11 protein-coding genes and 9 pseudogenes are annotated in these 10211 nt (G+C 51.4%); 12 read left to right on the forward strand and 8 right to left on the reverse strand.

Annotation, left to right across the window (positions count from 1 at the left end; genetic code table 11):
- A partial coding sequence (locus IAE50_RS26315; RefSeq protein WP_234467338.1) for a hypothetical protein occupies positions 1 to 258 on the forward strand: 258 nt, incomplete at its 5' end.
- Positions 259 to 372: 114 nt separating this feature from the next.
- Here the strand turns inward: IAE50_RS26315 and IAE50_RS25010 are convergent.
- A pseudogene (locus IAE50_RS25010) lies at positions 373 to 1438 on the reverse strand (IS110 family transposase).
- Positions 1439 to 2000: 562 nt separating this feature from the next.
- Positions 2001 to 2141, reverse strand: a complete 141-nt coding sequence (locus IAE50_RS26880; RefSeq protein ID WP_200581614.1) for an IS3 family transposase — start codon at positions 2139 to 2141, stop codon at positions 2001 to 2003.
- 70 nt (positions 2142 to 2211) lie between these two features.
- Here IAE50_RS26880 and IAE50_RS25020 point away from each other — a divergent pair.
- From IAE50_RS25020 to IAE50_RS25050, 10 genes and pseudogenes are all read left to right on the forward strand, one after another.
- Positions 2212 to 2519, forward strand: a pseudogene (locus tag IAE50_RS25020) (transposase); the annotation flags it as partial.
- Between the two features lie 48 nt (positions 2520 to 2567).
- Positions 2568 to 2678, forward strand: a pseudogene (locus IAE50_RS26885) (IS66 family insertion sequence element accessory protein TnpB); the annotation flags it as partial.
- Positions 2675 to 3023, forward strand: a pseudogene (tnpB, locus tag IAE50_RS26325) (IS66 family insertion sequence element accessory protein TnpB). The pseudogenes IAE50_RS26885 and tnpB, both read left to right, overlap by 4 nt.
- 41 nt (positions 3024 to 3064) lie before the next feature.
- Positions 3065 to 3730: pseudogene (locus IAE50_RS25025) on the forward strand (transposase); the annotation flags it as partial.
- A gap of 497 nt (positions 3731 to 4227) precedes the next feature.
- Positions 4228 to 4581: a hypothetical protein gene (locus IAE50_RS25030; RefSeq protein WP_200581615.1), complete on the forward strand. Its 354-nt coding sequence runs from the start codon at positions 4228 to 4230 to the stop codon at positions 4579 to 4581.
- 153 nt (positions 4582 to 4734) lie between these two features.
- Positions 4735 to 5334 (forward strand): reverse transcriptase domain-containing protein, encoded by a 600-nt coding sequence (locus tag IAE50_RS25035; RefSeq protein ID WP_200581616.1) that lies wholly within the window; start codon positions 4735 to 4737, stop codon positions 5332 to 5334.
- Complete coding sequence (locus tag IAE50_RS26890; RefSeq protein ID WP_375288127.1) at positions 5265 to 5441, forward strand: hypothetical protein; 177 nt, start codon at positions 5265 to 5267, stop codon at positions 5439 to 5441. Before IAE50_RS25035 ends, IAE50_RS26890 begins: the two co-directional genes overlap by 70 nt.
- Positions 5442 to 5551: 110 nt before the next feature.
- A pseudogene (locus IAE50_RS25040) lies at positions 5552 to 6105 on the forward strand (transposase); the annotation flags it as partial.
- Positions 6096 to 6350: pseudogene (locus IAE50_RS26330) on the forward strand (transposase); the annotation flags it as partial. The pseudogenes IAE50_RS25040 and IAE50_RS26330, both read left to right, overlap by 10 nt.
- A 470-nt stretch (positions 6351 to 6820) precedes the next feature.
- Positions 6821 to 7048, forward strand: coding sequence for a type II toxin-antitoxin system HicA family toxin (locus tag IAE50_RS25050; protein WP_200581617.1), 228 nt, complete (start codon positions 6821 to 6823; stop codon positions 7046 to 7048).
- Between the two features lie 242 nt (positions 7049 to 7290).
- Here the strand turns inward: IAE50_RS25050 and IAE50_RS26560 are convergent, their stop codons facing one another.
- The 4 genes and pseudogenes from IAE50_RS26560 to IAE50_RS25065 form a co-directional block, all read right to left on the reverse strand.
- Positions 7291 to 7419, reverse strand: coding sequence for a hypothetical protein (locus tag IAE50_RS26560; RefSeq protein ID WP_255563765.1), 129 nt, complete (start codon positions 7417 to 7419; stop codon positions 7291 to 7293).
- 604 nt (positions 7420 to 8023) lie between these two features.
- Positions 8024 to 8206: a YgdI/YgdR family lipoprotein gene (locus IAE50_RS25055; protein ID WP_200581618.1), complete on the reverse strand. Its 183-nt coding sequence runs from the start codon at positions 8204 to 8206 to the stop codon at positions 8024 to 8026.
- A 21-nt stretch (positions 8207 to 8227) separates the two neighbouring features.
- Entirely contained in the window at positions 8228 to 8461 is a 234-nt protein-coding gene (locus tag IAE50_RS25060; RefSeq protein WP_200581619.1) for a YgdI/YgdR family lipoprotein, read from the reverse strand.
- 129 nt (positions 8462 to 8590) lie between these two features.
- Positions 8591 to 8838 (reverse strand): annotated as a pseudogene (locus IAE50_RS25065) (hypothetical protein).
- Positions 8839 to 8948: 110 nt separating this feature from the next.
- Between IAE50_RS25065 and IAE50_RS25070 the strand changes: the two are divergent.
- Positions 8949 to 9140 carry a hypothetical protein gene (locus IAE50_RS25070; RefSeq protein ID WP_375288129.1) on the forward strand — a complete coding sequence of 64 codons (192 nt, stop codon included), beginning with the start codon at positions 8949 to 8951 and terminating at the stop codon, positions 9138 to 9140.
- 310 nt (positions 9141 to 9450) lie between these two features.
- Here the strand turns inward: IAE50_RS25070 and IAE50_RS26895 are convergent.
- Positions 9451 to 9681, reverse strand: a pseudogene (locus IAE50_RS26895) (CcdB family protein); the annotation flags it as partial.
- Complete coding sequence (locus IAE50_RS25080; protein WP_234467339.1) at positions 9681 to 10058, reverse strand: type II toxin-antitoxin system CcdA family antitoxin; 378 nt, start codon at positions 10056 to 10058, stop codon at positions 9681 to 9683. The pseudogene IAE50_RS26895 and the gene IAE50_RS25080, both read right to left, overlap by 1 nt.
- Positions 10059 to 10211: the final 153 nt, after the last annotated feature.

The following is a 10211-nucleotide window of genomic DNA, read 5'->3' on the forward strand; positions in this document are numbered from 1 at the left end:
TTTTGCCATGCGCCCTCAGTTTTCGATCTGGTGTCTAACTTTAGGGGCGCACTACATATTTGGTGTCCACTATCCTCTCAGGAATTTCAGGATCTGCCAGACGGTGCTGAGACGACGCTTACATTTAGTTTAAGTTTGGTAATAATGAATGTACTCATCAATATCAGCCATCAAATTGTCGATATTGGTGTAATCCTCCCACTACAGCACTCTGTTTTCAGTGTTCCAAAAAAGCTTTTTATCACCGCATTGTCATAGCAGTTTCTTTTTGGTGACATGCTTTGCGTGATGTCATACTGCTCAAGCTTTCGCTGATAATGGCCTGACTGATATTGCCAGCCCTGGACGCCCTTCTAGGTGTCAAGTCATTATTTAAGTGCTGTTGATCTGCCGATTTTGATTTCGAAGCAGTGAGAAGACTTCACGTGCGATGTAACGTTTCAGGCAGCGCAATGCTTCCATTTTTGAATGCCCCTTCGAGACTCTTTTCGCTACATACTCCTGTGTTTTCGTGTCTGTACATACTCGACCTATAGCAATGATTGCAGGGCACTGTTTGCTGCACGAGCGCCACCACGGTTCAGTCTGTGCCGATTTGTTTTGCCTGATGAAACGGGGACGGGGCTCACTCCGCATAAGGCCGCGAAGCCAGACTCAGACTGAAGCCGCTGAGGGTTATCACCGGCTGTGATCAGCAACTGCGAAGCCGATTCATAGCCGACAGTTACGCTTAATCAGCTCAGATGCCAGCTCATCTACGATTGACGCGATCATGATACGAGGTCTGCTATTTCATCGTGCAGTTCAAGATATCGACGAGCCAGCGATTTCAAGGCAATACGACAAGCATCCTGAATATTGCGATACCTCGTCACATCCGGTCGCCATGCGTCCAGAGTGCGGATCAGCTGCATCCGGGTCAGATTACGGATTTGATCACGGAGTTCGTCCGGTGCAGAAACGATATTCATCTGGATCATTTGCAACGCAATACGACGCGCCGAAACGGCCGTTTTTCGGCAGACTTTCAAAACGCGAAGTGCTTTAATCATTCCGCTTCGTGTTTTAGGTGCACAGTGCGTATAAGTGAGAAAGCGGCGTGGGCGGCGCTTTCAGCATCAATTGTGTCATTTTTGCCACGCCTGCGACGCTCCATCTTATCCGGAGCAGTCACTTCCAGAACGGTGATCCCGGCACTCTGCAGGTAGCGCAGTAAGCCAGCGCCGTATGAGCCGGTACATTCAACGCCGATGCGGGCAATCGTTCCGAAAGATGTCATCCATGTCAGCATCTGCCGATATCCCTGTCGGGTTGTCGCGAAAAATTCACTGCCTAAAACGCGGTTATTTTCATCAACCACTGCAGCAACGTGCAGATCCTTGTGCGTATCAACGCCACCCACGACAGACGGTGTGAGAACTGACTTAATTTTCGCCATGGTCTAATCCTGCTCTGAAACTTATCGTCATTTCTCCTGACGATAACCCGGACAGGACAGTAATAAGACAAGCCGTCAGGCCCTTCTTGAATCACGCGCATCGGTGAGGAGAAGCCTCGCATGAAGTCCTTTCCGTCAGCCGACGGGTCCAGGGAAAGACACATTTCTGATCGATCAGAGTGTGAGTCAGGGAGCCGGAAAGTCTTCACTGCATCAGTGATCTCACCGGGCTGAGAAAACAGCAAGCATGATGATGAAAACTGACACCGACATTCTTACTATCCGAGTGCAGCACAGTATTTTCATCCTCTCCGAGTCGCCTTGTTGCTTTTGTCAGCTTCAGGTCGATCATCTGATAAATTGGTCGATTATCCATATGATAAGAAATGATTCCTCCGTTATACGGGTCCATCACCAGGGATAGATAAAGCTTTTTATCCGATACCCTGAATTCGGTAAGGTCAGTAACTCATTTGTTATTGGGTTGAGCTACTGTAAAACGACGCTGGAGAAGATTTGGAGCGACTTTCCCATAAGCGACTTTGTAAGACTGGTATTTTTTCTACCTTATCCTGGCGCACAGAGATAATTTCCCCATCAGACGCTGAACCTTTTTATGGTTGATCGTCATTCCGGACTGACGCAGGGTCGCGGTAATACGGCGATTCCGTGTATGAACCGGTGATGTAGCCCCCTGAAACACCGGACAGTAGCTGTATCTCCAGATAAGAGATAGGCTTGAGTATATGTCTAATATTAACGCCAGTTTTGAGATGACCGGGATCCTTTTAGGGCAAGAAGTTCGTAAGCGTAAAATTCCTCATGAAAAAATCGCCATTCAGGCATAAATGTCTCCCATGTCGCACGCCTGCTCGGTATTCAACCCAGCTTGCTGTTCAAGTGGAAGCAATATCAGGAAGGCAGTCCACCGCCGTAGCGGCCGGAGAGGAAGTCGTTCCAGCTCTGAGCTTACTGCTGCTCTGAAGCAGGTCCGGGAGCTCCGGCGCCGACAATGGAAGCTGGGATCCTGAAAGAGCCCGTGGAGTACGGCCAGCCGCGAGAATGGATAGCACACGCGCCAGAGGACGAGGACCCTCTGCCGACAGATCCGGGTCAGTTCTCCGCACTGAATGCCTCATCCTGTTGTGTTGAGTTCCGCCACGGAAAAATGACACTTGAGAACCCGTCATCAGAGTTGCTGTCCGTGCTGCTCCGCGAGCTGACCGGGAGAAGCCAGTGATATCCCTCCCGTCAGGCACCCGTATCTGGCTGGTTGCTGGCGTCACGGATATGCGAAAATCGTTCAATGGCCTGGGCGAGCTGGTTACAGCATGCACTTGATGAAAATTCGTTCTCCGGCTATCTGTTCATCTTCTGTGGACGCAAAGGCGATACCGTGAAGATCCTTCGGGCTGGGCTGACGGTTTGTGCCTGTTTACCAAACGCCCTGAGGATAGGTTGCTCGTGTGGCCCACAGTTTGCGACGGCAAGGTTGCAATCACCACTCACAACTTGCCATACTCCCCAATAAGCTGGACTGGCGTCAGCCAAAACACCACGTCTTAACTCACTGACAATGTCGTAAAAAGAACATGACCGCATTATAAATGAAGTCCTGAGTCAGGACTGTCTCGCCGTATCACCGCGCTGGAAGATGCGCTCCGCCAGAAAGATAGTCAGTTCAGTCTCGTTACAGAGACTGAGTCGTTCCTCCATTCGGTGCTGGCCCGCTCTGAAAAACTTCGCCGGCAGGTTGAATAAGCTGAAACCCTGCTGAAACAGCAGGAGCAGGAAAGCGATCGCCACAACGGACGGGCAGACGATCCGCAGTTACCTCGCCAGCTGCGCCAGTCCCGCCATCGTCGCCCGTTACCGGAACCTTCCCCGTGGGATACACCGGCTGGAGCTCGCAGAAACATGCTGTCCGGCAGTGGTGGTGAAATGGTGTGCCTCAGCTAAGTCAGCGCGGAGCCGCTGGAGCTGCTCGCCAGCGCCCTGAAAGTCATCCGCACAGTGCGGCTAAAAAAAGCCTGCACAAAATGCGACTGTATCGTGGAGGTACCCGCGCCATCACGCCCCATCGAACGGGGGATCGCCGGACCGCACACCCCGTTATACCGGCAGACAGAAATCCTTGCCCGTCAGGGCGTAGAGCTGAGCCGGGCGCTGTTCTCCAATTGGGTTGGACGCGTGCTGCCGGTTAATGGCGCCGCTGGACGAGGCCCCGTACCGCTGAACACCCGCAAGGTTCACACGGATGACAGTGTGACACGAAGGACGGATCCGGGAAAGCTCCGCCCATGCTGTGTCTGAGATGGAAGATGACCTTCCGTATTCGCCTTACAGGAGGAGGATACAAAACCACCTCAGACTGTTGTGGTAAAGAGCCACAGCAGGAAGCACTGAGAAAAGGCGGCGATAAGCCGTCAGGTAGGAGCAGAGGAGATGAACGCGAGTGAACTACTGGACAAGTGTCGTTATAGTAAGCGTTGTCAAAACCAGGTTCTTGTCGTTACCCCGGGATAAGGATGGCGGAAACCTGTTTACTGGCCAACCGGCATTGAGGTGGCATGATCTTTGCTTAGACTCAGATACAAAACGTGTGAACCTGACACGCTGATGCTAAGGGAGAAACTGCGGCAAAACACCGCCCAGAAAGAGTACCGATGCAGCGTGTACAGGGACGGAGTTCCCCGTAGTAGTGACGAAGGTGCTGTAATGGCGGTGGAGCGGAGGGGGAACGTTATTCAGTTTTGTTTAAAGCAACAACTGCTGACAGGATGATTATTTTGAACAAAACAAAACCTTATCTGATCGATAAAGCCATTATCTGGAGAGCCTGGCTGGCGGTCAAAGCCAACAAGGGATCGGCAGGTGTGGATGGAATGACAATTGGAGCGTTTGGGCATAGTCTGGCCCAAAATCTTTACAAGATCCGGAACCGGTTAAGTTCTGGCTGTTATATGCCGCCGCCGGTAAAGCAGGAGCATATCCCAAAATCAGACGGGAAAACTCGTTCACTGGGGATCCTCACTGTCAGCGATCGTGTGGCACAGATGACAGTCAAGATGCTACTGGAGCCGCAATGGGACCCGTTGTTCAGTTACTCTTCATTTGGACCGACCGGAAAAATCGGGGCATGATGCCGTTGCACAGGCAAAAGCGAACTGCTGGAAATACGAATGGGTGATTGATCTGGATATCAGAGGCTTTTTTGATAATCTTGACCATGCCCTGTTGTTGAAGGCAGTGGATCATCTGCATCCGGCCCCATGGGTCAGACTATGCATTGTGCGATGGCTGAAAGCGGAGATCATTTACCCGGGCGGGTATCGTCATTCACCAAAAAAGGTACCCCGCAGGGCGGCGACGTCAGTCCTCTGCTGGCGAATCTTTTTTTGCACTACGCGCAAGATAAATGGCTGGAAAAACACTACCCAAATAATTCATGGGAAAGGTATGCTGATGACAGCATAATTCACTGTCGAAGCAAGCGGGAAGCCGGTATGCTTCTCAGTCAGCTCAGGGAGCGAATGAAAGGCTGCGGGCTGGAGTTACATCCGGAGAGAACCCGGATTGTAAACTGCCACCCACTAACCAGACGTAAAAGCGACGGTCACTATTCATTCGATTTTCTGGGTTTCACCTTCCGCCGCTGTGCAGCAAGGAAGATTGCAGGGGGTCTGTTCACCGGATTTCTGCCGGCGATAAGCAATAAGGCCCAGAAAGCCATCGTCCGGACATTCCGGGCATGGAATATCAGCGACTGGCAAGCCTGTCGGCAGAAGAAATCGCGGAAAGGATTAACCTGCAGCTGCGTGGATGGATCAATTATTATGAAAATTTTTATCCAGGTGGAATTAACAGGTTATGGCGGATACTGGACTGGCGGTTAGTAAAGTGGGTCCGGTGCCGCTATAAGCCATGCCGGTGGAATCGAAGTCGGGCCAATGAGGTACTGGAGCGGATCCGGCGACAGAACCAAGGGATGTTCGTCCACTAGAAGTTCATGGTCAGGTAAAGTTGAATAACAGGAGCCGTATGAGGTGAGAGCTTCACTTACGGTCCTGTGAGCGGCCGGAGGGGGGAGGTTCCCTCTGGTCTACTCGACCGCCAGTGCCGGTACTGGCACCGGGCAGAAAGAAAACGAAAACGGGGCATATCTGGGCCTATGTCCGTGATGACCGAAAAAGCAGTTCGCCAGACCCATCGGCCGTGTGGTTCGCCTTCTCGCCAGACCGGCAGGGGAAGCATCCCCAACAACATCTTCGTTACTGCAGGCGGACGCCTTCGCAGGCTACGACCCGCCCGCCTGTTCATTGCAGAGCGTGAAGGTGACCCGCTGGCAAAAGCGGCGTGCTGGGCTCACGCCCGCAGAAAAATCCACAATGTGTACATCAGCACCCAAACGGCGACAGTAGAGAAGCCCTAAAACGTATCGGCGAGCTGGAAAAAATACGAGTGCTCCCGCCAAAAGAACGGCTGACGGCGAGGCTACCCAGAAGTAAACCGTTGCTGACATCCTTGTATGACTGGTTAGTGGAGAAAAGCGCACGCTGTCAAAAAAATCACGGTTGGGTGAGGAGTTCACTTATGTGCTGAATCAGCAGGATGCTCTGTGCTACTACTGCGATGATGGTCTGGCAGAACCCGATAACAATACAGCAGCGGTGGAAAATCAAAACCCGGCAGGATAACGAAAGCCAGTGATTCGTATCTGCGAACACTTCTGGTACAATGGCCCCGTTCAGCACTGATTGGCGCAGAGAAAAAGAGTGACTCATTCAGTCGCTGGCCTGCCCGCTGGTCGGGCGAAGAGGATACTGGCGTGACCAGCGCAGCCAAAAACGCAAGGCTGAGCCTGAAATCATTGCATTACGGTAATGATTTCAGGCTGTACTCGGCCAGTTAAAGCACGAAGCAGCAGTATAACCATCTGATTTGCAACTCGTTGATGATAAAGGGTTAGATTCCCGTTAGATATATCTGATTATTGTACAGGATATACGTATCCTTTTATCGAGCGAAAGCCTAACGCGCGTCTTTCATCGGAGTCCGAATCGATAACGATTCATTATGGTCGTTTATAGTACCGCAGTCTCTCCCCTTTTTTTTACTGTATTGCAGACAGGAGCCATAAACACCGGCGTTGACATGCCGGGGAAGCCTTTATAGTACAAATTTTCTATATACAAACTGCCCCCTGTATAGCCTGATAACGGCGCGGCAGGAAGGGCCAGTCAAAAAGACCCTTCCGGCATGAAATCCGGCATTCCGGAAGGGAGGACAACAGTCCTTCGTTACAAAAATCTTCTCAGAATAAGGGGATCATACGGACGCAAGCCATAAAATGCGGCTGTCAGACATTCAGGAATCAATGAAATGAAAAATATCCGGAAGCTGGCCCACGGTCAGAAAGCACTGATGACCTTGCTTACAGATGCCCGCCGCTCGGGATGGAGCATTCAGCGCACGTCCGGCGGGCATGTGAAATTCACGAAGCCGGGCTGCCGCCCGGTTTATACCAGTTCCACGCCGGGGGATCACCGTGCGGTCAGGAACGCCCAGGCATTGCTGCGGCGTTCCGGGGGGAAGGATAACAGTGAATGAGGTAAAAAAGCCTGCTCTCCGGGAACGGGCTGAGGTGTGATTTCCGTATCAGTAAGGCGCATTATTCCCTGTTATGGTTTTATAAGGGAGCGTGGTGCCGGGTGCCTCCCGGTGAGTCAGGGTCAGCCACCCGGATCCGCACACTTTCCTTACGCTACAAACGCTGATGTCACTCTGCTGTTTACGCCACTGAGGGGGATTCACCACACGTAATCCGGTACACAACCAGATAACGGGAACCGTCAGCCCCACTCAGACAGGGCCACTGACTTCGCCCGCAGCTCCGCTTTCATCTGCTCAATATCATCGAGCATGGCACCCAGCTGGCGGGAGGTGATGACAGGTATCCGCCATACCCACTGACAGCGCATCTCGGCGACAGCCAGCCGGGTACGTTCTCACTTTTTGTCATAAGCCTCCCCCCCTGTCAGGAAAAAACGCAGCCCTGATGGTGGACCTGCACGGTCTCAGGGCCTTATAAAAAATGCCCTTGCGGGAAAGGCAGGGTCATATGCAGTGCTTTTATAGTTATTGTGCGTTGATCGCAGCCTCCGGATCGTAACAAATGTGGGGGAATAGAAAAGTCTGAAAGATGCATTTTTCAGATTCACCCTTGATTCCAGAAATTTTCTTACTGCTTAAAAAGTGTGCCCGGGATCTTTACTGCCGTGGAGCCACAAATCACAGGGGTGTTAAAACTAAGCAGAGGTGACCGGAGCCAGAGCTTTTATGGTAAATACTGAACACAGGCAGGCCTGGAAAAAATTATGTGTCCGGGCCTGGGAAATTCAGTAAGTAGCCGATAATTGTATCTGTCCCGCAAAAGGGGCTGTCCGTTATAAATCCACTGTGCCGTACGTAGTGCTTTAGCTCCCGCCTTTCCGTGTGCGGGAGCTTTGTTTTCGCCTGTTGTCGGGACAGAGAAAGAAAAAGAAAAGGGCCGCATCAGCCGCCCTTTTCGGAGAAAGCGGTGCCTCAGTGCAGAATTCGAGAGACTTCTTTCACGTCGGTTTTGTTGATCTGCTGCTTAACTCCGTTCGCATCGGTATAGCCCAGCAGGCCCATGCCCGACTCTTCAGGCTTACCGTCGCTGACAATTGTACACCCGTCATTGGTGTGAATGGCATACTGCGAATACTGAAACAAAAATCTTTTCATGGCTGGCTCCTTTTATCCGTATCAGTTGTCCAGTTCGCTCATGTTGGTAATTTTGTCGCGGTTGATCTGCTCGGTCCGGCCTGTATGCGCATCTTTGTAGGAGATTAGCCCCGTATCGCTGTCAATGTTGGGCTTGCCGTCTGTAACGATAGTCCGGCCATCTGTGGTTTTTATTTCCTGGTTTGAAGAACATCCGGCAGCGGTAAACGTCACCAGCGCGACCATCATGGTCGCCAACAGCGTTTTTTCATTCATGATAGATTCCCTGCTTAAAATTAAATTGGATATGGTCACTCCCCCTCTGAGTATAGGTCATTTTTTCATGCGAAGAGAGACTGGAAGGCGGGCATCATCCTGAGTTCGGCAGCGTAGTTTTATGTTGAATCAGAGTGGCTGCCAAGTACGAATAAATTTCTTTTCGACCCGTTTTACATCAGGATGATGCTCTGTTGCTGTTTCATAAAAAATGTCGCCCAGCCAGCCCAGGATTTCGTCCTCTGTCATATCGTCCGGAATTGCAATGTCGTAAAGCCGGAAAAATTTTCGTTCCGTCAGGTCTGCACGGAATACCAGCCAGCGTTCACCTCACGTTTTACCCCAATATGCCGTCCAAAGGCGTCGTAGATCAGCATTATTGGCGTTCTCCCAGAAACTGCGTAACTGAACTTATGTTAAATCTTGCCGTACCTGCTCCTCTTGAAGTTACGACTTCAAAAACCTCAATGCGGCATGTAAGACCGCTATGATCGTGGTCGCAGGATTTCGCGGGCAACACTGTGCGCTGAACACCTTCCATCCGGAGACAGGAAACAAATTCAGGTCGCTGCGTCTTACGCGTGCCTGGTCCCGGGAGCAGCCTGCCGAACTGTCCGGGCTGAGCGTGCGCACGGTGCCGCGTATCGAGAACAGCGATCAGCCCAGCCTGAAACACTGAACGCCCTGTCCGCTGTATTTGAGGTGAACGTGGCGGAACTTCCGGCCCTGATGCGGCTGGCGATGACGCGCTCGACCAGAAATTGCCGAGGCGAGGAGCAAAATTGCTGATGTGCCGCTTTGTCTCCTGCGGAATCTTCTGACTGGAGGTCAGCTCCAAGGCCAGCTTCTGCGGCAAGGTGTTTTGCTTTCGTTTCGTTCAGACACTGACGCTTTATCGTAACCTTCCCTCCGAATAGTATCCAGCGCGGTAACGATGGCGGTGTGTATTTCCCCCGCACGGTGCACAACCTGTCCGCTTCTCTGAGTTTGCTACTGTTCACAGTAGTCACCGATTTGGTGACAATCACATACTGCCGGCCCTCAACGATAATTTCCGACGTCAGTGCCCGGACACGGGCGTTGCGTGCGGTCAGCGGCGCCAACGGCATCACGACCCGCGAATCATAATCGTCAAGCAGATCAGACTGAATATCGATTATAGAGGGGTACTGATCCCGGCTTTTTACCGAAGTGTTGCGGTAGACGGCATACTGCGGCATCAGAGTACTCCGTAAAACTCATCGTCCGTGAACGGCCCAGTCTCGCGCTCCCAGTCATTAAGCGCCTGAATAGCCTCTCGGCTTTCCTCTTTCCATTTCTGCTGCTTTTTCTGCCACACCAGGTCGGTCAGCACGGCGTCCAGCGTGGCCGACAGATTGATCCCCGGCTCGCGGGCTTCGTGAACAACCTGTGCCGTCAGATATAGTTGGTACTGCGTTTCATCGCCGTTCCGGTGTCCGGTTTTTGTTTGTTCTGTATGGATATATTCATTAGTTTTTCCTTCTTTTTTTCTGCGCATGACCTCATGCATACCTTGATTGCGACTGCTGCCGGAATGCCATGATGAAAAAAACAGGGTAAATACCACAAGAAACATTTAACTCATTATAAATCATATAAATATAATTATTTTTTTGCTCCATACAATACCGATGTTATTAACATGAGTATTGTGCAGGCGTACTTGTTTTACTGTATGTATACCCGTGATCATTGAAGATGCTTGATTTTACGGATAATGAAGATCATG

This window comes from Kosakonia sp. S42 (genome assembly GCF_016624785.1).
Lineage (GTDB): Bacteria > Pseudomonadota > Gammaproteobacteria > Enterobacterales > Enterobacteriaceae > Kosakonia > Kosakonia cowanii.

Excerpts from the sequence above, each read along its gene's own strand:
- IAE50_RS25050 (WP_200581617.1), top strand. The coding sequence starts at position 6,821 with ATGAAAAATATCCGGAAGCTGGCCCACGGTCAGAAAGCACTGATGACC.
- IAE50_RS25035 (WP_200581616.1), top strand. The coding sequence starts at position 4,735 with ATGGCTGAAAGCGGAGATCATTTACCCGGGCGGGTATCGTCATTCACC.
- IAE50_RS25070 (WP_375288129.1), top strand. The coding sequence starts at position 8,949 with ATGATCGTGGTCGCAGGATTTCGCGGGCAACACTGTGCGCTGAACACC.
- IAE50_RS25055 (WP_200581618.1), bottom strand. The coding sequence starts at position 8,206 with ATGAAAAGATTTTTGTTTCAGTATTCGCAGTATGCCATTCACACCAAT.
- IAE50_RS25060 (WP_200581619.1), bottom strand. The coding sequence starts at position 8,461 with ATGAATGAAAAAACGCTGTTGGCGACCATGATGGTCGCGCTGGTGACG.
- IAE50_RS25080 (WP_234467339.1), bottom strand. The coding sequence starts at position 10,058 with ATGTTTCTTGTGGTATTTACCCTGTTTTTTTCATCATGGCATTCCGGC.
- IAE50_RS26560 (WP_255563765.1), bottom strand. The coding sequence starts at position 7,419 with ATGCGCTGTCAGTGGGTATGGCGGATACCTGTCATCACCTCCCGCCAG.